Origin of the sequence: Marinomonas sp. UCMA 3892 (assembly GCF_012726345.1) — a bacterium.
Classification (GTDB): Bacteria; Pseudomonadota; Gammaproteobacteria; order Pseudomonadales; family Marinomonadaceae; genus Marinomonas.
Map to the genome: position 1 here is coordinate 133997 of NZ_PTXN01000003.1, position 23519 is coordinate 157515.

Below are 23519 nucleotides of genomic sequence, written 5' to 3' on the forward strand. Positions count from 1 at the left end.
ACATGCGTCAAACGACATCGCACAATCTACTCAAGAATCATCTTTGGTTAATCGCCCCAGCAGCGCTCATGGTTGGTATTTTCTTTTTATACCCTTTGTGCTTCTCACTCTATTCGGCCATTACATTAGACAGCGGCGAATTCACTCTCACCCATTTGAACAAAGCCTTCGAGCTTTACTCAAAAGACATCCTCTTCACCATCATCATTGTGCTGATCTCAGTCGCTATTTTAGCAGTTTTATCCATTACCATCGCTGCGCTAATTACCTTATCGCCTTTTCGTTCTTTGTCTAAAATACTGGGCTTTCTTTATCGTTTACCCTTGTTCATTCCCTTTATTGTTACCGCGCAAATGATGCGAAGCTTTTTGGCAAAAAATGGCTTAATGAACAATGCTTTTGTCGCTTCTGGTTTATTAACCCCCATGGATACCGTGTCTTTTCTTGGTTGGAGCGGCATCATTATTACGTTTGTTTGGAAGCAGTTGGCTTTTTCGACTTTGTTAATTTCAGGCGCGATGGCCGCATTAGATGATTCTCAAATCCGTGCCGCACGCAATTTAGGCGCTTCGCGTTTACGTATTTTGTTTCAAATTATCCTGCCACAAATTACGCCAACGCTTGGTGTGGCCATGGTCTTATCCATTGTCACCATGATGTCAGTATTGTCGGTTCCTCTCATGATAGGAACAGGTTCACCAACCATGATGACTGCTGATATGGCGTTTCGTATTAATTCTTATGGCGATTATCACGTCGCGAACGCACTAGGTTTAGTGTCGTACTGTATTTGCGCAGGATTGGCTTGGTTTTATCTGCGCCAAAATCTAAAAGAAAAAGGGGCGAACTGATGATTTATCCACTGAATGGCAACTTATTGAAGACATTAAATATTCGTTCTTTGCGTATAAATCTCTGGCTGCAATGTGTTTTTATATTGTTGCTCGCGTTGGCGATATTTGGCCCAATCATGAACTTACTAATTTGGACCGTAACAGAAAGCTGGTACTTTCCTCATGCACTGCCAAGCCAATGGGGTTTTAAGTACTGGCAGCAAGTTTTTAATCCTTATAGCGATGTCTCAGGATCTTTGTTCACCAGCTTATTAATTGCGGTGTTAACCGTGTTGGTTTGTTTAATCGTCTCAGTTCCCGCAGGTTACGCGCTCTCAAAACGCAGTATGCCGTTACGTGTTTTTTGGATGTTACTGTTTTTAATTCCTCAGGCGTTTCCAAATCTAACCGTGTATATGAACATAGCTCGACTATTTTATGACTTCGGCTTAAACGGCACCTTGTTGGGCGTAATCTTGGTCCACAGCGTACATGGTTTAATGTTTTCCATTTGGATCAGCGTAGCGGCATTTTCCTCGACAGATCCTATGCTAGAACGTGCCTCTAGAAATCTAGGCGCAGGGCCTTTCTATACCTTCTTCCATATTGTGTTGCCACAGGCAGCGCCGGGGTTAATCGCCAGCTGTATTTTTGTCTTTTTAGAGTCATTAGACGAATTTACCGGCACTTTTTTCGTAGGTTCACCGAATATAAGCACATTACCACTTTTGCTTTATACCGCTAGCATGGAAGGTAACTATCAGATCGCTTCGATCACCGCTTTGATTCTGCTCGTACCTTCCATTTTATTTATGATCATCATTAACAAATTTATGCGACCAGACATGCTCTCCAAGCTAGGGAAATAAAGCCGCTAGAAAAGAAACAGTTTCACGGCGGCAATGCCTGACATTATGCGAATTAGCCACTTAAATTGCACTGGGTTCACTTTTTTCAGGAAGTGGTAACCAATAAAAGAACCGATCGCCAAACCTGGAAGTCCGTACAAACTGACCTGAACGCTTTCCAGTGAAAACAAACCAAGGGCGATATAAAAGGGCAGTTTCGCCACATTAATGATAAAAAAGGCCCAAGCTCGTGTGCTCACATAGGTTTCTTTATCCAGCTTTTGCTCTAATAAAAACAAACTAAAAAGCGGCCCTGCGGCGTTCGCCATCATGGTAACAATGCCACCAAGAAAGCCCATAGAATAGGCAGCCCAAGGCTTTTGCATAAAGGTTGCAGGACGGAAATCCAGATATAACCCCAGTGCGATCATGGCGATGATCATAAAACCCAAGAAATTAATGAATTGCTCTCCATCGATGTTCGCCAAAAAGTGACTGGCGACAAAAACACCGAGAAAAGCCAAAGGTAAAAAGCGGACTAAAACCGACCAGTTCACTTTAGAACGATAGCTCCAAACCGCCATGATATCGGTAATAATGTACAAGGGTAGCAACACGGCCAACGCCTCAGGTCCAGGAAATGCCACCAATAAAATAGGCAGTACCAACAAACCCATCCCGCCTACGGAAAATTTTGAAAAGCCAGTAATCAATCCCGCTAAAAATAGCACGACAATTGCAGTATCCACGTCTTACTCCTTATTTTCTAACAACGAAAATATTCGTTTATGCGTGCAATAATACGGCAAATAATGAACAATAAATAATCTCGTTTTATTATTATAATGATCAAAATTAGTGATCATGTGGAGTCTGTTATGAAGCTAGATCAATTAAGAGCCTTTATTGCTGTGGTGGAAACAGGAAGTTTTCGTTCCGCGGCGGACTCCATTCATAAGACTCAACCAGGAATCAGTGCCGCGGTAAAAGCCCTAGAAGAACAATATGGCATCTCGCTGTTTGATCGAAATAGCTATCGACCAACGCTCACAGCGGAAGGTCATGCCTTCTTTCTACAAAGCAAAAAACTGATGTCTCAGGTCTTACAATTGGAGAACTTAGGACATGATCTCGCCCAAGGCACAGAAGCACCACTTCAGCTTTGTTTAAGCCAAATGGCGTTAGACGATAACTGCATGATGCGCATCAAAGCTTTCCAGCAACAACACGCGGACGTCACCTTAGATATCACCACAGACCATCTCTATGGTGTGCAAGAAAAGCTCGCCAAAGACAAATGTGAAATCGCCATTGGCCCTCGTTATGGGCTCGATGACAGACACGCTTTTATCGAAATCAATAAAATCACTATGATCACGGTAATGAGCCCAGAACTACTTGCCACAGTCAACACAAGTGACACCAAGATCAAGCAACAACAGCTGTATTCGATTCCACAAATTTTGGTGACTAACACCGCCGCCAATACCTCTGGAAATGGCCACAGATACGTACTCCCCACCGGCAAACGCTGGTATGTCAATGACTTTCAGATAAAGAAAAATTTGCTCTTACATGGTTTTGGCTGGGCCAGAATGCCAAAACACTACATTCAATCCGAGCTAGACAATAAACAGCTGATCCCAATCGAAGTAGAAAACTTCACCTCGCAGAATCAGCTGCCTATTTTTATGATACGTTTGCGCCATCAAACACAAAGTTATCAAGCGAACCTTTTTTGGGAAATGATGCGAGGCTTTTCACCTTCGCCAACCATAGAAATCGATCTATAAGGTTTTATTTAATGCCCAATCGTAATCTAAGAAACGAATGCTCATATCTTTGTCTTTAAGCTTCTGAACCTCGGCAGAGTTTAAAGACAAATCCGCGGTATGATCCAGTAAAAATTGCTCCAATGAGCTATAACCCTTCCAACCTTTTTCAAAGTCTTCTCGATACCATTTAAAAATCGAGGAAAGCGCTAATTTGTCGACTTCTATTCGATTTCGAGTGCGATCTTCCAAGAAAAGCCGAGTTTGTTCGTCTAACTGAGCATCTAAATGCTTGCCCGTATAAGCTTCATTGCGAAGCGCTGGACAACCGACACTGGCGCAATTCACCGCGAAATGAATGCGCGGATCTTGATAACGATCCGAACCACGAATCAAATTATGCTCAATGTCATCCAAAGAGCGCGTTTCACCTAATAATGGAATAAAAGACTGGCTCCACGGTGAACGAAAAAAACTGCCCAGATCTTTAATCGAATCCAAATCAGGCCATTTGGTTAGAATCAAATCCACCGTCCACGCATTATAAGCATTGATCAAAAACGCCAATTGCTCGTCTTTCGGCCAAGCATCAAACTCGCCGCTTTTCACTTTCGATAAAGCCGCCAAGTAGCGATCCAGTTCGGGCTTATCATCGGCAAAGCCTTGGTAATCCACTTGGCTTGCCTGACCGCCATTGAGCGGCAGCACATGCTGTTTTAGCAACATGTCCCATCGACTATGGTCAAATCCGTTTGCCGCGCTCACCTGAGAGCTGAGCAAGCCAACAAAAACAAAGTTCAATAGAGTCACAACCAATAGGCGAAGTTTTTTCATCGAATTAACCTCGACGCCAAGTGTGGTATTTTTCCAGCCAATTCAATATCCGCTGTGGCGCGTGGGCACGCTTCCATTCACCGGCAGCGTATTTATTGGCTTCAGCCCAGGTTGGGTAAGTGTGAATGGTGCCGAGCACCTTGTTCAGACCCAGACCATGTTTCATTGCTAAGACAAACTCGGCCAGCAAATCCCCAGCATGTTCGCCCACTATTGTGACGCCTAAAATCTTATCCTTGCCCGGAACCGTCAGCACTTTCACAAAGCCTTTGGCGGCGCTATCGGCAATGGCACGATCAAGGTCATCCAAATCGTAACGCACCATCTCATAATCAATGCCTTTTTCTTTGGCATCTTGCTCGCTCAGGCCCACTCGCGCCACTTCAGGATCAACAAAGGTGGTCCAAGGAATCACGCGATAATCCACACGGAATTTTTTGAAGGAACCAAATAGCGCATTTACCGCGGCATACCAAGCTTGGTGAGCGGCCACATGGGTAAATTGATACGGCCCCGCTACATCACCTGCGGCAAAAATATTCGGATAAAGAGTTTCAAGGTAATCGTTCGTGACAATCGTGCCCTTGGTTTCAATCCCCAAGTTTTCCAAGCCGTAACCTTCAAGGCGGGCTTCACGACCAACGGCACAGATAAGCGCATCAAACTCCACCACAGACTCTTGTCCATCGTGTTCGACGATCAGACGCTTCACCTCGCCTTCTTTCTCGCAGCGCAGCGCATTGTGTGATGTCAGAATATTAACACCATCTTGCCGCAGACTTTCTTGCGCCAGCACAGACACTTCTTCGTCTTCTCGCCCCATAATACGAGCCGAGCGCTCCACTTGCGTCACTGTCGACCCCAAGCGAGCAAAACTTTGTGCCAGCTCACAACCAATCGGGCCGCCGCCTAACACCACCAAACGCTTCGGCGGCTCGTCGAATTTCGCAAAGGCTTCCCACATAGTATCGCTGGTGTAATAACCCACCTCGTCCAACCCCGGCAAGTCAGGCACAAATGGACGCGCGCCAGTCGCCAACACAATACTGCGCGCTGTGAGCCGTGTCGTTCCGCCGTCATTCAATTGAATCTCCACGGTCCAAGGGTCAATCAGCTTGGCGTAGCCTTGCACCACATCCACACCCATTTTACTGTAACGCTCAACGCTGTCGTGGGGTTCGATTTTTGCGATCACATCGTGAATACGTTGCATGACCTTTTTGAAAGAAAAAGTCGGCTCGCTGCTGTTCAAACCATAGTTTTCGGCATGGCGCATTTGGTGAGCCACTTTGGCGCTTTTAATCAGCGCCTTGCTTGGCACACAACCATAATTCAGGCAATCCCCCCCCATTTTATGGGCTTCGATCAAGGTCACTTTGGCCTTCACTGTGGCTGCGATGTAAGCACTCACTAAGCCACCAGCCCCAGCACCAATAACAATCAAATTTCGATCAAAGGATTTTGGCTTGGTAAATCCAGCATAAACGCGACGCGCTTTCACTACATCGACTATTTTTTTCGCGATAAGAGGAAACACGCCCAGCAAGACAAAAGACAATAAAAGCGAAGGCGACAAAATTCCTGACAAACTCTCTAACTGCCCCAATTGTGTTCCGGCATTCACGTACACCAAGGTGCCTGCGAACATACCGATTTGACTCACCCAATAAAAAGTCAAAGCACGAATAGTAGTTAACCCCATCAGCAAATTAATGAGGAAAAACGGGAAGATAGGAACCAAACGCAGTGTAAATAAATAGAAAGCGCCCTCCCTTTCTATTCCCTCGTTAATCGCTTTTAAACGTTCACCAAAGCGTTTTTGCACTGTGTCTTGAAGCAGATAGCGGGAAACCAGAAACGCCAAGGTCGCGCCAATGGAGCTGGCAAAAGACACAATCAGCGTCCCCCAAGCTAAACCAAACAAGGCCCCTGCCGCCAATGTCATGATCGCCGCACCAGGCAAGGACAGAGCCGTGACAATGACATACAAAAGTAAAAACACACCGCCGACCAAGAAAGGTCTTTCGGCTTGCCATTCTTCAAATTGCACAAGGCCCGATTTCAAACCTTCCAGCGTTAATAGCTGGTGTAAATCAAAATAAAAAAAGCCCGTGGCCAATGCGGCAATCAATACCAGCAATGCAATTTTTTTCATTAGTAGAACTCCAAAAGAGCCTTTCAACTCACGGTGAAAGCCAAGACAAGAATCGATATATAAAGGTTAGACTCGACTCCAGCGGAAATTATTACAGCATCTTGGCGTATTTTCTGAAATAAACCCAAAAGTGTATAAATAAGAGAGTAAAGCAAAAGCAGACAAGCTGCACGGCATAGCAGCTAAAGACGGCAACGCTTACAAAAAGCGTTGCCAAGAAAAGTAAGTAAACGAATTAAACAACGGCTTTAATACGACCAGCCCAAAGGCTAAACAACACACCAAAACAGCACACGCACAAGACCAACACGACCAAGCCAACAAGGCCATACATCGCGATTGCCGTTGCAAACGTCGGTGGGCCAACGGTCGCACCAATATTACCAAACTGAGCGAGTAAACCATAACCTTGCGCTTGTTCACTTGGATTACGAGCGAGAGTTGGAATCATCGCCAATGCAGAACCTGGCACCATGCCAAGAAACAGCACCATCACACCAACCACAACACAGAATAGTTCGGCCGAACCACTGATCAATGACAACACAATCACGCTAGCTGCCACGCCAAAATACGCCATCAATGCAACACGCTGTGGCCGCATCAAATATTGTGCAATGGCGCCCGCTAAAAAAGTACCGCTAGTACTGATTAGAGGTAACACAACCAACATCAACTTCTGTAGTGTCGAATCACCAATCAAACCAGGCACGTAGGTCAACACAGACACCAAAGTGCAGGTATAAAACAAAAACACACAGCTTGGCAACAAAGCACGAGGATTGCGATAAATTTTTATCATCTGCTTAAAGAAGCCATCCTGAATTTCCGTCACTGGGACCAAGTCCAGTACTGGATTTTTTCTTAACTTGAAGAACAACACCACACCGATTGTCATGATGAAAACGCCATGGCTTAAAAACAACGTCTGCAAACCATATTGATCTAAAATGTTCTTACCGGCCCAACCACACAAAGCAAACGCGACACCAAAGAAGGTGCCCCAAATGCCCATGGTCAAAGACTTGTGTTGTGGCGCACTAAGCTTAGCTATCAGAGTTGGTGCTGCGACAACTACACCTAATTGAGAAAAACCTTCCAGCATGCGCGTCACAAACAATACATTAAAAGGCGGCAAAGTGGACTGAATCAGCGACAAACCACCGCCCAGCAGCAAAGCACCGACCAGCACTTTCAAATAACCAACGCGACTAGCGATCATGCCTGCCGACACACCAAACACCAGACCTGCAATGCCAACCGCAGACAATGCCGCACCGGTTGACGTTGCACCAGCTTGATAATGCACAAGCAAATCATCGAAAGACACGGAAAACTTCGCAAACTGCATCGCAGCAGAAATGCCAGCAACCCACAGCAAAATAACGTTTAGCCACTGGGTTTTTGGTTCAGTGATTGATGATTGAAAAGAGGTGTTTGGCATCTCGCTTCCTTAATTAGAATAAAAATTAAGCCATCGATCAAAAAAGATGTACTTAAAACTGACCTGATGGACAAATTATGGGCGCTATTCTAAAGCAAAAAGCACCAAAGATGGGCAGGTATTTGCGGAATTAAAAAAGGAAAACTTATATCTACTAAAGTACAATCTCGCCATTATTGAGAAAAAGAGCACTCGCTCACTAGGGACATTAATGTTTGAACAAGTATTTAAAAACATCGACGACATCTTCCACAAAGACGCAGGCTGCTCTTCCGAGCTAGATTACACCGAACAATCATCATGGATGCTGTTTTTAAAATACCTCGACGATCTTGAATTTACTAAATCCCAAGAAGCCGAAATGATGATGGAAACCTACCAATTCATCATCGACGAACCTTATCGTTGGAGCGCATGGGCGGCGCCAAAAAACGCCGAAGGCAAGTTTGACCACAACAACGCCTTAACTGGTGACGACCTCATGGACTTCGTCGACGGCGAACTCTTCCCTTACCTAAAAAGCTTCAAACAACGCGCCGACAACGCCAACACCATTGAATACAAAATTGGCGAGATTTTTAGCGAAATCAAAAACAAAATTCAAAGTGGTTATTCACTCCGTGATGCGCTGGAAAAAGTTGATCAATTACGCTTTCGCTCACAAGATGAAAAGCACGAACTGAGCCATTTGTACGAAGCCAAAATCAAAAACATGGGCAACGCAGGCCGTAACGGTGGTGAATACTACACACCGCGCCCGTTAATTCGCGCCATGATCGATGTGATGCAACCAAAAATTGGCGAAACCATATACGACGGCGCGGCCGGTTCGGCTGGATTTTTATGTGAAGCCTTTGATTACCTTCGCCAAGGTGGCCGAGAGAAGAAACCGTTAAGCACCAATGATTTAGACATCCTGCAAACCCGTACTTTTTATGCCAAAGAGAAAAAGTCACTGGCCTACGTGATTGCCATCATGAACATGATATTGCACGGCATCGAAGCGCCTAACGTGTTACACACCAACACCTTGTCTGAAAATCTCATGGACATTCAGCCAAGCAACCAGCACGACATTATATTGGCCAACCCTCCCTTTGGTGGTAAAGAACGCAAAGAAGTACAAGAGAACTTCCCGATCCAAACCGGCGAAACCGCCTTCTTGTTTTTGCAGCACTTTATCAAAATGCTCAAACCGGGTGGCCGTGCAGCGGTGGTGATTAAAAATACCTTTTTAAGCAACACCGACAACGCCGCGATCAAGCTGCGCAAAGAGCTACTAGAAAACTGTAATCTACACACCATACTCGATTGTCCCGGCGGTACCTTTATCGGTGCTGGTGTGAAAACCGTGGTACTGTTTTTCACCAAAGGCGAACCCACCTTAAATACGTGGTTTTATGAACTCAATGTCGGCCGCAACATGGGCAAAACCAACCCATTAAACGACAACGACCTAGCGGACTTTGTATTACTTCAAAAGGGCTTTGAGAGCTCTAACAAATCATGGTCGCTCGCCATCAGCGACATAGACCAAACCACTTATGATTTATCGGTGAAAAACCCCAACATCGCCGAAACCGCACCACTGCGTGAACCGAAAGCCATTATTGAAGACATAATTGCGCTCGATAAAGAGTCCGAGGCGATCTTAGCCAAGATTCAGGAGTTGTTGTGATGAAGGTCGGTGATTTCTGTAAGACGGGAGCTGGCGGTACACCGTTAAAAAGTAATCGTAAGTTTTATGAAGGTGGCAATATTCCTTGGTTGCTTAGTGGTGAAGTTGGTAATCGTGATATTATCGAAACCAAAAAATTTATAACGCAAGAAGGCTTAGAAGGTTCGTCTGCAAAGATGTTTCCAATTAATACTGTTTTAATAGCAATGTATGGCGCAACCGCTGGTGAGGTTGGTATTTTACGTTGTGAAGCTTCGACAAATCAGGCTGTCTGCGGTATTTATCCAAACGATAAAGTGTTACCTGAATATTTATATTATTTCTTTTTAAATCATAAAGACCTACTGGTAGCACAAGCTGTTGGAAATGCACAACCAAATATTTCGCAGCAAAAAATCAGAAACACTGAAATTACACTCCCTTCAATTCCGGAACAAAAACGTATCGTGTCAATTCTCGACACTGTGTTTGCCGACTTAGAACAAACCCGCGCCAAAACCGAACAAAACCTAAAGAACGCCCTCGAGTTATTTGAATCAGCTTGTTCAATGTCTATTTTTTCAACTGATGCTATTCCATCATGTACGGTGTTAGATGTTGCTAAAAATGAAAAGGGCGCAATGAGAACAGGCCCATTTGGAAGTCAGTTACTCAAGAAAGAAATTGTTGACTCAGGTATTGCCGTATTAGGCATTGATAATGCGGTAAATAACCACTTCCAATGGGGAGCGAAACGCTTCATAACATCTGAAAAATTTGAAGAACTATCACGCTTTGAAGTGAATCCGGGAGATGTTCTAATTACCATCATGGGGACGTGTGGCAGGTGCGCGATAGTTCCAGAAAATATTCCTAAAGCCATCAACACAAAGCACATTTGTTGTATCACATTAGACAAAAGTAAATGCTTGCCAGAATATTTACATGCTTATTTTCTTTATCATCCACTGGCTAAAGAATACCTATTAAGTCGAGCTAAAGGTTCAATCATGGCTGGCTTGAATATGGGAATAATCAAAGAATTGCCACTTGTTCTACCAAGTATTGAAGAACAAAAGACACTTGTTTCACAGATAACTTTTCTGAGAGAGAATTTGGATAAGTTAGAAATAACATATAAATCTAAACTAAACGCCATAGACGAGCTCAAGAAATCCATTTTACAAAAAGCCTTTAGCGGTGAGTTAACCAACACAGTCGAGTAACTAGATAAGGACGATCTAATGCTGAACAATACCCATGTAAATCAACCTCCTTTAGTCGAAGGCCAACGAGTGGAGTTCAAACGCCAGTTGACGGACGGGCTAGAAAAAGAAGTGGTGGCGTTTTTAAACGCCCACGACGGCGGCTTGATTTATATTGGCATTGACGATGATGGTCAAGCGCTGAGTTTAGACAAACTAGACCAACTGCAATTACAAATTAAAGACCGCATTAAACAAAACATCAGCCCTTCGACCATGGGCTTGTTCGATGTGTTAATCGAACGCTATCAAGATAAAAACATCATCAAAATCGTCGTCGCCCGCGGTTCAGAACAACCTTACTACTTACGCAAAGCGGGCATGTCTCCCAAAGGGTGTTTTATTCGGATTGGTTCGGCGGCGGAGCCTATGCCGCAACGCATGATCGAAACCTTATTTGCCACCCGCACGCGTAACTCCATTGGCAATATGCGCTCACGCAATCAAGACCTACACTTTGAACAGCTTAAAATCTATTACCAAGAGCGAGATTTGCCTCTTAACGAGCAATTTGCCCGCAACTTAGAGCTATTAACCGCGGAAGGCGATTTTAACTACGCGGCTTATTTATTAGCCGATAACAATGGCATGTCGATCAAGGTGGCGAAATACGCAGGGCTGGATCGGATTAACCTAATCGAAAACGAAGAATACGGCTATTGCTGTTTGATCAAAGCGACCAAAGCCGTGCTAGAAAAACTCAAGGTAGAAAACAAAACCCTCGCCACCATTACCGATAGCACCCGTAACGAAACCAAGCTGTTAAACCCGATAGCGCTTCGTGAAGCCGTGATTAATGCAATTATCCATAATGCTTACAGCCGCGAAGTACCACCTAAGTTTGAGCTGTTTGCGGATCGTTTAGAAATCACTTCAGCAGGTGGTTTGCCACAAAGCTTTAGCCAAGATGAATTCTTTATGGGCTATTCGGTACCGCAAAACAAAGAACTCATGCGGGTGTTTAGAGACGTGGATTTAGTGGAACAACTAGGCTCTGGCATACCGCGTATATTACAAAGCTACAGCAAAGACGCCTTTTACTTCACCGACAACTTTACTCGTTTAGTCTTACCCTTTAGCCAAGTGCTAGTGATGAATGACCAAACTACCGGACAAGCTACCGGACAAGCTACCGGACAAGCTACCGGACAAGCTGAAACGCTATTACTCTACTGCGTGGAACCGAGAACGACAAAAGAAATGATGACGCATTTAGAGGTCAGTCACCGAGAGCATTTTAGGGATAGTCTGTTAATACCATTGCTCGATTCAGGGCAACTAGAAATGACCCTTCCAGACAAACCCAGAAGCCCTAAACAGCGTTATGTCACGGTCAAACCAACGGACGATAATCATGACTAGAAACGAATCTGAAACCCGTGCTGAGTTAATCTCGCCTAAATTGGCCTTAGACGGCTGGGGCGTTATTAACCCTAATGCTAGTGATCCTAATGTTATTGATCCGACAGCTAGTGACCTGAGTGTCATTCGTCGTGAAGTAGAGATCACCGCTGGCCGTATTTTAGGGGGCGGTAAACGTGCTGCAAACCTAAAGTGCGACTATGTATTGGAGTTTAAAGGTCGTAAATTAGCCGCGGTTGAGGCGAAACGAGAAAACCTAAGTTACACCGAAGGCGTACGCCAAGCAAAAGACTACGCTCAGCGTTTACAGTGTCGTTTTGCTTATGCCACCAACGGCCATGAAATTTACCAAATAGACATGGTAACGGGCGAAGAGAAGCAAGTAGACCGTTATTTAAGCCCTGAGGAAATGTGGGCGGCGGCTTTCAGTGGTGGCAATAATAACGGCGTAGCAGAACCTAAGTTTACCAGCACATGGCGCGAGCGTTTCTCCCAAATCCCTTTTGAAAAGAAAGGCGACTGGCAACCGCGCTATTATCAAGAAAACGCCATTAACCAAGCCTTAGAAGCCATCGCCCAAGGCAAAGATCGTATTTTGCTGACCCTTGCCACAGGCACCGGGAAAACCTGTATTGCGTTTCAAATCACCTGGAAATTATTTCATAGTCGCTGGAGTTTGCAGGCAGCGAAAAATCCAAGCAACGCGAAAAAGCGCCCCCGTATTTTATTTCTTGCCGATCGAAATGTCTTAACCAAACAAGCCTTTAATGACTTTGGTGCTTTTGGTGAAGACGCGGTGGTCAGGATTACACCGAGTGAAATCAAAAAAGCCAAGGGCGTCCCTAAAAACGCCAGTATCTTTATGGCGATTTTCCAAACCCTGATGACGGATTCAGCAACGAATGCAGCCAGTAATGGGAATGTAGACTCAGAAGAAGAACTGGAAAGCGAAGACTTCGCGCAGCCCTTACTCACCGACACCAGCGATTGTAATTTCAGACACTATCCAGAAGACTTTTTTGATTTCATTATCATCGACGAATGTCACCGCGGTGGCGCCAATGATGAAAGCTCATGGCGCGATATTCTCAACTACTTCTCTCCCGCTGTGCAGTTGGGTTTAACTGCGACACCAAAGCGCACCGACAATGCCGACAGTTATAAATACTTTGGCGAGCCTGTTTATAGCTATACCTTAAAAGAAGGCATTAATGACGGCTTTTTAACACCGTTTAAGGTTTATCCCATTGTCGGCACCATGGATGAATATGTTTACACGCCGGGCGATGCTGTCAGTTTTAAAGGCGAACCAGAACCTGGCAGAGTCTATAAAGAAAGCGATTTTAACCGCATCATCACGATCCCCAAACGGGAAGAAAAGCGTGTGCAGTATTGGATGGATCATATTAATCCGAAGGAAAAAACCATCGTATTTTGTGCCACCCAAGAACACGCTGGCCAAGTACGTGATTATATTAACCAATACGCTCGCGCAAAAAGGTGGACGACCAATCCTAATTATTGCGTGCGTATTACGGCCAACGACGGCGCAGCGGGCGAAAACGACTTACGTACCTTCTGTGATAACGAAAAAACCATACCGACCATATTAACGACGTCGCGTAAGTTATCGACCGGCGTAGACGCCCGTAACGTGCGCAATATCGTGTTGATGCGTGAATGCAAAAACATGATTGAGTTTAAGCAGATTATTGGTCGTGGTACGCGAATGTACGATGGCAAATCCTTTTTCACCATCTACGACTTTGTCAAAGCGCATCATAACTTTTCCGATCCTGAATGGGATGGTGAACCGCTGCCTCCTGAAGGCAAAATAGACGCAGAACCTTGCGATATTTGCCATACTAACCCTTGCACTTGTCTGTGTTTGGATTGTGGCTTTAACCCATGTAATTGCCAAATTGATATGCTAGACGAGCCGTGTGATGTGTGCCAACAATCTCCTTGCCAATGCTCCGAAGGATCAGATGGGCCTTGTCAAAACTGCGGAAATACGCCTTGCAGCTGTGCGACGGATGATGACGATGAGCCCAGCAAACCAGAAAAAATAGTCATCACGCTAACAGATGGTAAAACACGTCAAATACAGCACATGAAAAGTGTTTTGTTTATGGGCGCGAATGGCGATATGCTGACGGCTTATCAATTTATCGGTGAAATGTTTGGTGATCTACCGCGCTTTTTCCGTAATGAAGATGAATTGCGTAACATTTGGAGTGACCCGACAACGCGTGAAAAGCTTTTAACGGATTTGCATGAAGCAGGTTACGACGATGAAAAACTCGATAGCATGAAAGATATTATCGATGCCAAAGACAGTGACGTGTATGACCTATTAGCTTATGTGGCTTATGCCAGAGACACTCACACTCGCAAAGAACGTGTATTCAATGCGAAACCCAGTATTTCCAAGGCGTTCACCTACAAACAAGTCGAGTTTATCGAGTTCATTTTAGATAAATACATAGAAGATGGCGTACAAGAATTAGCCGCTAAGAAAATGCGCAGCTTAGTTGAACTTAAATACAACACCATCAGTGACGCCGCCGCAGAATTTGGCTCTCCTGCGGCGATACGCGACACCTTTATTAAATTCCAACGTTATTTATACGAATAGATTGTCAGTAAGAGAGCAAAAAGACCTCTTACTGAACCGCTGGGGTCAATTCTTCTTTTCTCAGTTCTTTCATACGCAAGCCGATATTGCCCAGAATCAGCATCATACCGCCGATGATTTGATAAGCCGTTAAGCCCATATCAAGGAAGAGCCAGTTGATGGCGGCGGCGAAGACAGGGAAAGACAGCTCGGCCAAGGTAGCCAGTTGCGCTGGTACGGTTTTTAAACCTTGGTAGTAGAACCACATACCAATAAAACCACTGAGCAGCGCCATGGCAACGGCCAGACTAAGATCGACAGGTTTCATGGCAATTAAGGTATCTGACTGAGCTAATGCCAGCGGTAATAACACCAATAATCCAGCCACAAAACGGCCAGACATAATCGCATTGGCCGGCATGTGTTGATGGGACAGATACTTACCACACACGGTTGCTGCGCCCCACGCAACAACCGCAATGAGCGTATAACCGTAGCCTTTTAGAATACTCGTCGTGTCGCTTGAATAATGCCATTGGGCATCACCAAGCTGACGCAAATCCGGCCACATCATCACGAAACTGCCTAATAATATGACTGCCGCCCATTGCACAAAATGCCCTTCGATGCGTTCTTTAAGCAACCAATAGGCGAGTAAAATCGCCACAATCGGCTGAAGCTTTTGCAGCAAAATCACCACAGTAGGATTCAAATAGTGGAAAGCTTCGGTAAAAGCCAAGGTTCCCATGGCCGAACCAATACCACCAATAAAGAACAAGCACGAAAAGCCACCTATCGACATATGACGATAGACATGACGATAACGCCACAGCAACGGGGCGACAAAAAGCACTAAGGTAAGGTGTTCGATTAAAACAATTTGCAGAGTGGAATAACCCGCACCCAAAAGAGGATAACGAATTAAAGTATCAAGCGCCCACGTGAAGCACGCGATCATGATAAAGAATGTTCCTGCCATCTTTGGTTTCTCCAAATAATAAGATGCACAGGGGTGATGAGAACGAATAGTACCAAGCACTGCACATAAAAAGCACAGAACAGAAACACCTAAAGAAATTAGGCGCAACTAAGACTTGGTCGATCTTCTATCATCCGGACTGTAACCGTCGGCTCTGGAGTCTCACCAGATCTGCTGACCCTTGTTGCTTAAAAAACATGTCGTAAGAAAAGTAACAAGGCGCTCGCGGGCTGTTTACTGGATTATTCAATCAAGCAAATCACCGCCGGTGGGGAATTTCGCCCCGCCCCGAAGTTCGATTAATGTATAAATTCAGCCTTAACTTTAAACCCATCACTCAACTTAGGCAATACGTTCTATCACTCTGAGGCACCAACCCCTTAGCGAGACGACACAAAACTGACTAAAACCTTACACCCTGTCTCGTTTACATAGACATTCTTCACAAGATAAAATCGCGGACATTTTAACCACACCAAATGACAAGGACTTGTCCATGAAATACCGCTTAATTAAGCTGGATAGCTTAATGGAGATGGAGTTCGCTTCTGTAGAAGGTAGCTTGAGTCAAATAGACGAGCGCGACCTGCATTCTATCTTGCCCAAAGGCATGACCTCGACGGTATTACTAGAAAAAGTATCGGCTGGGGAATATCTTCTCGCTACCGACTTCCCCACAACGCCATTGCTCATTCTTCCTAAAAAAAACCTAGGCGTCAGCAAGTGGGAAATCAACGCCTCAGCCGAATCCGACTTTCAGCCATCAGCATTAGCTATACTGACACAGCTCCTGAATATGATGGGACAAGGTGGAAGTTCTGCATCAGCCGACTCAGTAGGATCAAATCGAGGCAACCTTCACCCCGCTAAGGAACCAGATTACACGCCAGAACCTGTCTTGGCTGACAGTAGCACCCAAGCACAACACTCAGCTATTGCTCACGAATACAATATCGAAATCGCTTTTTCTGCCAAGAACCCAAATCACCCAGTTGGTTTAAGCACAGAGCTGTTCGATAAACAAAATAAAATGGCCATAGCCAATTGGACGGCAACCCCAACAGCCCATGGCACAAAATACACCCTTAAAACCGATAGTAATGCTCCCCATAACTTAAACTTTCGAGCGACGAAAAACACCATGGGACTGTCTCTAAAAGATGTCGCCATGGTGCCACTAGGCTCAGGGAAAGTGAATGAAGCCTTTCTTCCTATTATGCCAGCGGTACAATTTGGGGAGCGTTTAGGGCAACCAACCACAGGCTACCTTTATCATTTCAAGGGATCTGAGCTCGTTCAAAAATACCAATGGCAAGACGATGGTACCTTCAGCCCTATGCCAGACAATGTGGCCGATTATCACTTTCGGCATGCCAGCTCGGCGCTGTTGGTGTATTGGAAAATCGCTGGCAAAGTAGTGAAAGATCAGTACTTGGTTTACCGTGCGGAGTCTCTATCCGCTGAAGAAGTAAAGCAAGCGAACCCTGAATGGCTAGAGAAGCACGGCGTCCATTTAGACATTGACGCCCTATTAAAAGTGACCAAGACGCCACAGTTAGATAGAGACAACAACGAAAAAGACAGCATTAAAGCCGATGTCGCCACGCATACCGTCATAGAAAACCCAACGACCCAAGAACGTGAAACCTGGGCGGACATTGCCAAACAATACGGCCTGACAGCAAAAGCGCTGCTCGATCAAAACGCCAGCTACAAAGACAACCCAAGTACACTAAAAACCGGTGACACCTTAACCATCCAGCTGAACGAGGCCGAAAACCCCGTAGAGTTTGAACGCTTCGAATGCCCACCAGAAGCGCCAAGCACCTACAACAACCCAGAAAACAGCCACTATGCTTGTGAAGACACCAGCATCACTATCACCAACAACGCCCCAATATTGCCTTTGGAAAAGCGCAAAGTGAAAAAAGGTCTACCCTTAGTCAACGTCAAACCAGAACGCATCTTACGCATTGGCGTGTTTTTTGATGGCACAGCGCAAAACAACCGAAATGACGCGTATAAAGAAGAACATGGTGATAAATCCAGAACCAACATCGCTAGGTTGTTTGAAGCGTACTCACAAGAACTAGGAAAGTCGGCGGCTATTTATGTCTCTGGAGTCGGCACGGTGGATGGGGCATGGCAAAGGCCCCAAATGATCGACGCCGGTAAAGACGAAAGTCGCTTGTCTGGTGCTACTGGTCTTTACGATGACAATGGCGCCTTTCAGAAATGGCAGACACTCCTTAAATCCCTAAGAGATATTATTATTGAACAACTTCAAGAAGGCTTTTATGACGAAGTGACTCATATCGCCTTTGATGTGTTTGGGTTCAGTCGAGGCGCTGCATTAGCACGACATTTTGTAAATGCGTTAAAAATGGGATTGCCCAATTACACTAAGCATCGTTCAGGCAAAGATACGAGCCAGATTACACCTAATTTATTAGGCACTACAGAAGAGGAGAAATACAACCCAAATACGGGTTACCAAGCGGACACCCAACGCAGTGCCAGTGTGCGCTTTTTAGGCTTGTTTGATACGGTGGGGTCGTTTTACTTGCCAGGTAATAAGGATAATGGCGTATTTAACTTGCATGTCAATTCAGCGGATGTGGGTCATGCATTGCAGATCTGTGCTCACCATGAATACCGTAGCAACTTCCCTCTCACCTCCTTGAAAACTCGAGAGCAGCTCGCACCTAACTTTTATGAAGAAGTTTTCCCCGGGGCTCATACGGACGTGGGCGGTGGTTATCCTTTTGTAGAGCAATATAATAAGACCGATCTGCCAAAGCGTTATGGAATCCCTATAAATAGTACCTACAACAGAGAGCTTATTAAGACCCTGTCTTATCAAGATCAAAAAGAGGAATATGCCTACAAAGGCAGACTTGTAGACTTTGATAAGTGGTTTTATCAAGAACAACTTCGCCACCAAAAAGAGTGGTCAACAGAATGCAAAGCCACCTATAAACAACATGGCAAAGTAGAGCAAGAAGACGCTACTTTATACTTCTACCGCCTACAGCCCATCGATGCCAGTCTTGCTGGATTGGCTCAAGAGCGAATGAAGCAACAGGCGGAGCGTTTTGGAGTGAAGTGGATAAATTCACGGTATAACACATCAAGAGATTATGAGAATAATCCTGCACAAAAGTCATTGTGGAATAAATTAGCGACACTGCCTATAGGAAAAGTTGCGCCACAAGATTGGCTGCTAGATGTACCCGATAACTGCATCCACCGTTCCCATGATAGTGTTATCAACCCCGGTTGCAGTGACCCAATCGATAGTCAAGTCAATGGCATTGCTAATGTTAAGGCCTTTAAACGCTATCAACCCAATGCGCCATTGAGCACACCAACAAGAGAAACCTATGACAATGAATAAGCTATTCCTTATCTTAACTACCTTACTTATGCTTACAGGATGTGAAGAAAAACCCTTCTATGTCGCCAGCATTGGCAACGCCGGCAGTTTAGATGGCCCTTATTACTTAGTTTCTATTTCTGTGAGCGATGTGCTAGGCGGGGGCGGCGGCTTTGGTTATGGCGCAGTGAATGGTTACCCAGGTAAAAGTGCTGACATAGGTCGTATGGGGGTGCCCAAGCACATTGAAGGCTTTTGGGTAAAAGGCTGGAATAAAGAAGAAGCCTATTATCGCATTTCCGCCGACATCGACAGCGAGTTGGCGGAGAAAAAGATTCGGACTTTGAGGAATTATTACCAAGAATATAAGCGTGATATGGGCGTTATGCAGGTCGAAGTCGAGGAAGAACGGATTCGTGTTTTTTATACATTGAAATGCTTCTCTAGAGTAAATAACTGTAGTGCAAAAGAAAATGCTGACCCTAATGGTTGGGTTGTTTATTCACCTAATAAGACGACCCATGTTGTCGTATTGTTTGATGGCAAAGGTGAAATGTCACTTACCCCATTCCCAGATTCGCCTTATGAAGATTAAGCAGCTTTTAATCCTCATCATGTTACTTATGCTTACAGGATGTGAAGAAAAAACCTTCTATGTCGCTAGCATTGGCAACGCCGGCAGTTTAGATGGCTCATATATTCTAGGCCCCATTAGTGTCGCCGATGTGTTAGGCGGTGGCGGCGGATTTGGTTATGGTGCGGTTAATGGCTACCCCGGAGCCAGTGCCGACATTGGTCGTATAGGAGTCCCCAAGCATATTGAAGGCTATTGGGCGAAACAAAATCCCAATGCTCAGGGATAAGTTGCCTTCTACCGAATTTCCGCCGACATCGACAGCGAATTAGCAGAGAAAAAGATTCGGACTCTTAGGAATTATTACCAAAGTTACTCTGAAAAAGATGGCTCAATGCAGGTTATAGTGGAAAATGAAAGGATTCAGGTACTTTACACATTAGTTTGTGTGGATTTGTACTCAGACTGCTCCCCTAAAGAAAATGCAGACCCTCAAGGTTGGGTCAAAAAATCTCCTCGTGATGTTACGGATGTAGTTGTACTCTTCGATGGCAAAGGCGAGAGGTCACTTACCCCGTTCCCAGATTCGCCCTATGAAAATTAAGCTGCTCTTCATCCTCGCCACTTTACTTATTCTGGCAGGGTGTGAGGAAAAACCTTTCTATGTCGCCAGTATTGGCAATGCGGGCAGTTTAGATGGGCAATACGGTATTCGAGATATGTTAGTGTCCGATGTATTAGGCGGAGGTGCAGGATTTGGTTATGGCGCGGTTAATGGCTACCCAGGAGCCAGTGCCGATATTGGTCGAATGGGAGTTCCGAATCATATCGAAGGGTTTTGGGCCAAATATGAGGAGGATGCAACTACGTATTTTAGAATTTCCGCCGACATCGACAGCGAATTGGCGGAGAAAAAGATTCGGACTCTTAGGAATTATTACCAGTTTTTTAAAGGTAAAACCGGCTCGATGCAGGTACTGGTAGAGAGAGAAAGAGTTAGAATTTTTTATACATTGTATTGCTCTCCTTCTTACGATGACTGCACACCGAAGCCTAATGCTGACCCAAATCATTGGGTAGAAAAAGCACCTGAGTCGGTTCGAAATGTAGTTGTACTCTTCGATGGCAAAGGCGAGATGTCACTTACCCCGTTCCCTGATTCGCCTTATGATGAGTCTTAACAATCAAGCGATCTAGGTTTTAAGGGGAATCAACTCTAAACCAATTTTTATCTGTTTCTCAGACCATAAAAAGTGTGACCATATGCTGCCCATTCATATACACTCTTTATCCAAAAAAATAATTCATTGAATGGGATGTCATCCATGCAAACGTCTTCCAAAAGCGGCATTTTATACGCGTTAACAGCATTTACCTTATGGGCTATTGCGCCGATTTATTTTAAGGAAATGTCCTTTATCCCAGCGCAAGAAATTCTCGCTCACCGGATAATATGGTCTTGTCTTTTGGTGATGATATTAATCGTCCTATTACGCTATACGGATGCCTTAAAAGTGGTGTTACGCTCCCCTAAAACATTAGCCGCCATGCTGATTTCCACCGCTCTAATCGCTTTTAACTGGGGAATTTTCATTTGGGCCATACAAAACAACAAAATACTCAGTGCCAGTTTGGGTTATTACATCAATCCTCTGATCAGCATTTTATTGGGGGTTATGTTTTTTAAAGACAAACTCGACAGAGTAAAAAAAGCCGCCGTGGCTCTATGCTTTTGCGCTGTGGCTTTTGAGGTCATTCAATTTGGCTCTTTGCCTTGGATTGCGTTGATCCTTGCTACAACCTTTGGTTTTTATGGCTTGGTTCGTAAGAAGGTTGCCGTAGATAGTTTTACAGGAATGGCGATTGAAACCGCTATTTTGCTACCTTTTGCCCTTGTCTATTTAATACTGAGCGACTCGCCAAGTGCGAACATGTTTGAAAACACCAGCACAGTTAATTGGCTGCTTTTCGCTTCTGGTCCTATCACCATGGTTCCACTCATGTGCTTTGCGGCCGCAGCTAATAGAGTCAGTCTAGTAACACTTGGATTCTTCCAATATATAGGTCCCACGGGAATGTTTATCTTAGCGGTATTTTTGTACGGCGAGCCACTTAGCCCAGAAAAGCTCACGACCTTTGTGTTGATTTGGTCGGCGCTTGCTATGCTGATCGTGGATTCTATTCGACGTATTCGTAAAACAAAATCGGCGAAGCTTATTGATAGTAATGACGAGATATAACTCTACTCCCAAGGCATGACTCATAGTGAGTCATGCCAACGTCCATATCCCAGAACAATCTGTAAAGATTGACGATTCCCCGTCATCAACAAGGAAGCTTCGCGGTAACGCATTGATCGACCTATTTATTCATTCACAAAACCCTATTGTTAAGATCATCTTTAAATAAGTCGGATTCTTACTATGCATGTTAATGTCCAAAAGACCTTTGCCAAAACCTTTGCGACTATTTTTTTCACACTTGCTGGTTTTGTTGTCATTGCCAGCTTTGGCGGCGCTATAAATGAGTATCGTCACGGTGAGAGCCTTACTCAAGTCATCATAAAAATTATCAATTCCAACATCATCGCCATTGCGGTATTTGAGCTGGCGATGGTCATCAATAAAGAATACGGTAGTGATAATGAACATGACGTTATTGTATTACTAAGACGTACATTACCACGCTTTATCGGCACGGTTTGTGTTGCCATGGCACTCGAAGGTCTAATTATGGTGATCAAATACAGCCAACTCGATATGGCAGGGAATTTGTATTATCCAGTTGCGATTGTCGCTAGTTCGGGTTTTTTGCTGATTTCACTTGGTATTTTTCTAAAATACGCGCCTCGTGAACATTGATTTTTTAGAACAAAAACGATCAAAAAAATGGATTATTTAGCACCATAAGTTATTTAAAATTATGGTGTTTTTTGTTTCTTTTTTAGCCTTCAGGCCTCACAATCGCGGCATGTTTGGCTACTGATTATACATAATGAAGATCATCTCGTTTGACGCGCTAAGAACCCTCCATTTGCCTCAGGTTAAGTACATTAAACCTGAGTCTATGTACGAACATTTGGAGGAAATTAAAGAAGCCGATTGGCTTTTATTTCCTCAATATTGGCAGCTTACCGCTTTGGTTCACGGGCTGAAAAAGCGTATTTTTCCAAGCCTGGCGTCATACATGATTGGTCATGACAAAGTCGAAATGACTCGCACTTTTCGTACTGTTGCACCACAACAACACCCTTATACAATTATTGCCGCTAACACACCTTATGAAGCGGAAAAAATTTGGGATGACATGCCATCACCTTTTGTGGCAAAAATTCCGAAAAGTAGCATGGGTAATGGCGTGTTTCTAATCGAAACAATTGGTCAGTGGCGCGATTATGTCGCTCAAACCGATGTTTTGTATGTGCAAGAATACTTACCAATAGACAGAGATATGCGCGTTATTTGGGTCGGCAATAAAATTGTTAGTGGCTATTGGCGTCTACAGTCAGACAATGGCTTTCACAATAACATTAGCCAAGGCGGCCAAGTGGAAGTGGCTCTGATTCCAAAAGAAGCTCAAGACTTAGTAACTTATTTGGCCGAATCGTTGGACATCAACCACGCAGGATTCGACATCGCCATGGTTGGATCTGTGCCTTATGTAATTGAGATCAATCGTATTTTTGGTAATCAAGGGTTACCGACCATTCAACAAGATGTCAATACTGAATTACTCAACTATCTAAACGAACAGTATTTATTATCAACTGCTATGCTAATTGATCAACCAAGCGGTTTTTAAAT

Annotated in this window: 19 protein-coding genes and 1 riboswitch; of the genes, 14 read left to right on the plus strand and 5 right to left on the minus strand. The window is 44.5% G+C overall.

Annotation, left to right across the window (positions count from 1 at the left end):
- Positions 1 to 2 precede the first annotated feature (2 nt).
- Entirely contained in the window at positions 3 to 851 is an 849-nt protein-coding gene (locus B6N13_RS05940) for a sugar ABC transporter permease (RefSeq protein ID WP_011978018.1), read from the plus strand.
- On the plus strand, positions 851 to 1702 hold the full coding sequence (locus B6N13_RS05945) for an ABC transporter permease subunit (protein ID WP_169458817.1): 852 nt from the start codon (positions 851 to 853) through the stop codon (positions 1700 to 1702). The genes B6N13_RS05940 and B6N13_RS05945 overlap by 1 nt, the downstream gene beginning before the upstream one ends.
- A gap of 5 nt (positions 1703 to 1707) precedes the next feature.
- Here B6N13_RS05945 and B6N13_RS05950 read toward each other — a convergent pair whose 3' ends face one another.
- Complete coding sequence (locus tag B6N13_RS05950; RefSeq protein WP_011978016.1) at positions 1708 to 2430, minus strand: sulfite exporter TauE/SafE family protein; 723 nt, start codon at positions 2428 to 2430, stop codon at positions 1708 to 1710.
- Between the two features lie 129 nt (positions 2431 to 2559).
- Here B6N13_RS05950 and B6N13_RS05955 point away from each other — a divergent pair, with 129 nt between their 5' ends.
- The gene (locus B6N13_RS05955) at positions 2560 to 3474 is read left to right on the plus strand and encodes a LysR family transcriptional regulator (RefSeq protein WP_248280243.1); all 915 of its coding nucleotides are present in this window, start codon (positions 2560 to 2562) and stop codon (positions 3472 to 3474) included.
- Here B6N13_RS05955 and B6N13_RS05960 read toward each other — a convergent pair.
- The 3 genes from B6N13_RS05960 to B6N13_RS05970 form a co-directional block, all read right to left on the minus strand.
- Complete coding sequence (locus tag B6N13_RS05960) at positions 3469 to 4287, minus strand: DUF547 domain-containing protein (RefSeq protein ID WP_169458819.1); 819 nt, start codon at positions 4285 to 4287, stop codon at positions 3469 to 3471. The genes B6N13_RS05955 and B6N13_RS05960 overlap by 6 nt on opposite strands.
- A 4-nt stretch (positions 4288 to 4291) precedes the next feature.
- Positions 4292 to 6442 carry an FAD-dependent oxidoreductase gene (locus B6N13_RS05965; protein WP_169458820.1) on the minus strand — a complete coding sequence of 717 codons (2151 nt, stop codon included), beginning with the start codon at positions 6440 to 6442 and terminating at the stop codon, positions 4292 to 4294.
- Positions 6443 to 6677: 235 nt separating this feature from the next.
- Positions 6678 to 7886 (minus strand): MFS transporter, encoded by a 1209-nt coding sequence (locus B6N13_RS05970; protein ID WP_011978012.1) that lies wholly within the window; start codon positions 7884 to 7886, stop codon positions 6678 to 6680.
- Between the two features lie 211 nt (positions 7887 to 8097).
- Between B6N13_RS05970 and B6N13_RS05975 the strand changes: the two genes are divergently transcribed.
- From B6N13_RS05975 to B6N13_RS05990, 4 genes are read left to right on the plus strand one after another with little or no spacing between them, the layout of a single operon-like run.
- Positions 8098 to 9564: an N-6 DNA methylase gene (locus tag B6N13_RS05975; protein ID WP_169458821.1), complete on the plus strand. Its 1467-nt coding sequence runs from the start codon at positions 8098 to 8100 to the stop codon at positions 9562 to 9564.
- Positions 9564 to 10769: a restriction endonuclease subunit S gene (locus B6N13_RS05980; protein ID WP_169458822.1), complete on the plus strand. Its 1206-nt coding sequence runs from the start codon at positions 9564 to 9566 to the stop codon at positions 10767 to 10769. The genes B6N13_RS05975 and B6N13_RS05980 overlap by 1 nt, the downstream gene beginning before the upstream one ends.
- An 18-nt stretch (positions 10770 to 10787) precedes the next feature.
- Positions 10788 to 12170, plus strand: coding sequence for an RNA-binding domain-containing protein (locus tag B6N13_RS05985; RefSeq protein ID WP_169458823.1), 1383 nt, complete (start codon positions 10788 to 10790; stop codon positions 12168 to 12170).
- The gene (locus B6N13_RS05990; RefSeq protein ID WP_169458824.1) at positions 12163 to 14808 is read left to right on the plus strand and encodes a type I restriction endonuclease subunit R; all 2646 of its coding nucleotides are present in this window, start codon (positions 12163 to 12165) and stop codon (positions 14806 to 14808) included. Before B6N13_RS05985 ends, B6N13_RS05990 begins: the two co-directional genes overlap by 8 nt.
- Before the next feature lie 28 nt (positions 14809 to 14836).
- Here B6N13_RS05990 and B6N13_RS05995 read toward each other — a convergent pair whose 3' ends face one another.
- Positions 14837 to 15766, minus strand: a complete 930-nt coding sequence (locus B6N13_RS05995) for a DMT family transporter (protein ID WP_169458825.1) — start codon at positions 15764 to 15766, stop codon at positions 14837 to 14839.
- 118 nt (positions 15767 to 15884) lie between these two features.
- Positions 15885 to 16066, minus strand: a riboswitch (FMN riboswitch).
- A 196-nt stretch (positions 16067 to 16262) separates the two neighbouring features.
- On the opposite strand from B6N13_RS05995, the gene B6N13_RS06000 reads away from it, so the two are divergent.
- The 7 genes from B6N13_RS06000 to B6N13_RS06030 all read left to right on the plus strand — a co-directional run bounded on the left by B6N13_RS06000 (position 16263) and on the right by B6N13_RS06030 (position 23517).
- The gene (locus tag B6N13_RS06000; protein ID WP_169458826.1) at positions 16263 to 19163 is read left to right on the plus strand and encodes a DUF2235 domain-containing protein; all 2901 of its coding nucleotides are present in this window, start codon (positions 16263 to 16265) and stop codon (positions 19161 to 19163) included.
- Complete coding sequence (locus B6N13_RS06005; RefSeq protein WP_169458827.1) at positions 19150 to 19737, plus strand: hypothetical protein; 588 nt, start codon at positions 19150 to 19152, stop codon at positions 19735 to 19737. Before B6N13_RS06000 ends, B6N13_RS06005 begins: the two co-directional genes overlap by 14 nt.
- Positions 19727 to 20005: a hypothetical protein gene (locus B6N13_RS06010; protein WP_169458828.1), complete on the plus strand. Its 279-nt coding sequence runs from the start codon at positions 19727 to 19729 to the stop codon at positions 20003 to 20005. The genes B6N13_RS06005 and B6N13_RS06010 overlap by 11 nt, the downstream gene beginning before the upstream one ends.
- A 304-nt stretch (positions 20006 to 20309) precedes the next feature.
- Positions 20310 to 20897 (plus strand): hypothetical protein, encoded by a 588-nt coding sequence (locus tag B6N13_RS06015; RefSeq protein WP_169458912.1) that lies wholly within the window; start codon positions 20310 to 20312, stop codon positions 20895 to 20897.
- A 144-nt stretch (positions 20898 to 21041) separates the two neighbouring features.
- A complete protein-coding gene (gene rarD, locus B6N13_RS06020) occupies positions 21042 to 21956 on the plus strand; it encodes an EamA family transporter RarD (protein WP_011978004.1) in 915 nt (304 codons plus the stop codon).
- A gap of 183 nt (positions 21957 to 22139) precedes the next feature.
- Positions 22140 to 22577 (plus strand): hypothetical protein, encoded by a 438-nt coding sequence (locus B6N13_RS06025; RefSeq protein ID WP_011978003.1) that lies wholly within the window; start codon positions 22140 to 22142, stop codon positions 22575 to 22577.
- Positions 22578 to 22749: 172 nt separating this feature from the next.
- Positions 22750 to 23517 carry a hypothetical protein gene (locus B6N13_RS06030; RefSeq protein WP_248280244.1) on the plus strand — a complete coding sequence of 256 codons (768 nt, stop codon included), beginning with the start codon at positions 22750 to 22752 and terminating at the stop codon, positions 23515 to 23517.
- The last annotated feature ends 2 nt before the right edge of the window (positions 23518 to 23519 follow it).

Excerpts from the sequence above, each read along its gene's own strand:
- B6N13_RS05940 (WP_011978018.1), top strand. The coding sequence starts at position 3 with ATGCGTCAAACGACATCGCACAATCTACTCAAGAATCATCTTTGGTTA.
- B6N13_RS05945 (WP_169458817.1), top strand. The coding sequence starts at position 851 with ATGATTTATCCACTGAATGGCAACTTATTGAAGACATTAAATATTCGT.
- B6N13_RS05955 (WP_248280243.1), top strand. The coding sequence starts at position 2,560 with ATGAAGCTAGATCAATTAAGAGCCTTTATTGCTGTGGTGGAAACAGGA.
- B6N13_RS05960 (WP_169458819.1), bottom strand. The coding sequence starts at position 4,287 with ATGAAAAAACTTCGCCTATTGGTTGTGACTCTATTGAACTTTGTTTTT.
- B6N13_RS05965 (WP_169458820.1), bottom strand. The coding sequence starts at position 6,442 with ATGAAAAAAATTGCATTGCTGGTATTGATTGCCGCATTGGCCACGGGC.
- B6N13_RS05970 (WP_011978012.1), bottom strand. The coding sequence starts at position 7,886 with ATGCCAAACACCTCTTTTCAATCATCAATCACTGAACCAAAAACCCAG.
- B6N13_RS05975 (WP_169458821.1), top strand. The coding sequence starts at position 8,098 with ATGTTTGAACAAGTATTTAAAAACATCGACGACATCTTCCACAAAGAC.
- B6N13_RS05980 (WP_169458822.1), top strand. The coding sequence starts at position 9,564 with ATGAAGGTCGGTGATTTCTGTAAGACGGGAGCTGGCGGTACACCGTTA.
- B6N13_RS05985 (WP_169458823.1), top strand. The coding sequence starts at position 10,788 with ATGCTGAACAATACCCATGTAAATCAACCTCCTTTAGTCGAAGGCCAA.
- B6N13_RS05990 (WP_169458824.1), top strand. The coding sequence starts at position 12,163 with ATGACTAGAAACGAATCTGAAACCCGTGCTGAGTTAATCTCGCCTAAA.
- B6N13_RS05995 (WP_169458825.1), bottom strand. The coding sequence starts at position 15,766 with ATGGCAGGAACATTCTTTATCATGATCGCGTGCTTCACGTGGGCGCTT.
- B6N13_RS06000 (WP_169458826.1), top strand. The coding sequence starts at position 16,263 with ATGAAATACCGCTTAATTAAGCTGGATAGCTTAATGGAGATGGAGTTC.
- B6N13_RS06005 (WP_169458827.1), top strand. The coding sequence starts at position 19,150 with ATGACAATGAATAAGCTATTCCTTATCTTAACTACCTTACTTATGCTT.
- B6N13_RS06010 (WP_169458828.1), top strand. The coding sequence starts at position 19,727 with ATGAAGATTAAGCAGCTTTTAATCCTCATCATGTTACTTATGCTTACA.
- B6N13_RS06015 (WP_169458912.1), top strand. The coding sequence starts at position 20,310 with ATGAAAATTAAGCTGCTCTTCATCCTCGCCACTTTACTTATTCTGGCA.
- rarD (WP_011978004.1), top strand. The coding sequence starts at position 21,042 with ATGCAAACGTCTTCCAAAAGCGGCATTTTATACGCGTTAACAGCATTT.
- B6N13_RS06025 (WP_011978003.1), top strand. The coding sequence starts at position 22,140 with ATGCATGTTAATGTCCAAAAGACCTTTGCCAAAACCTTTGCGACTATT.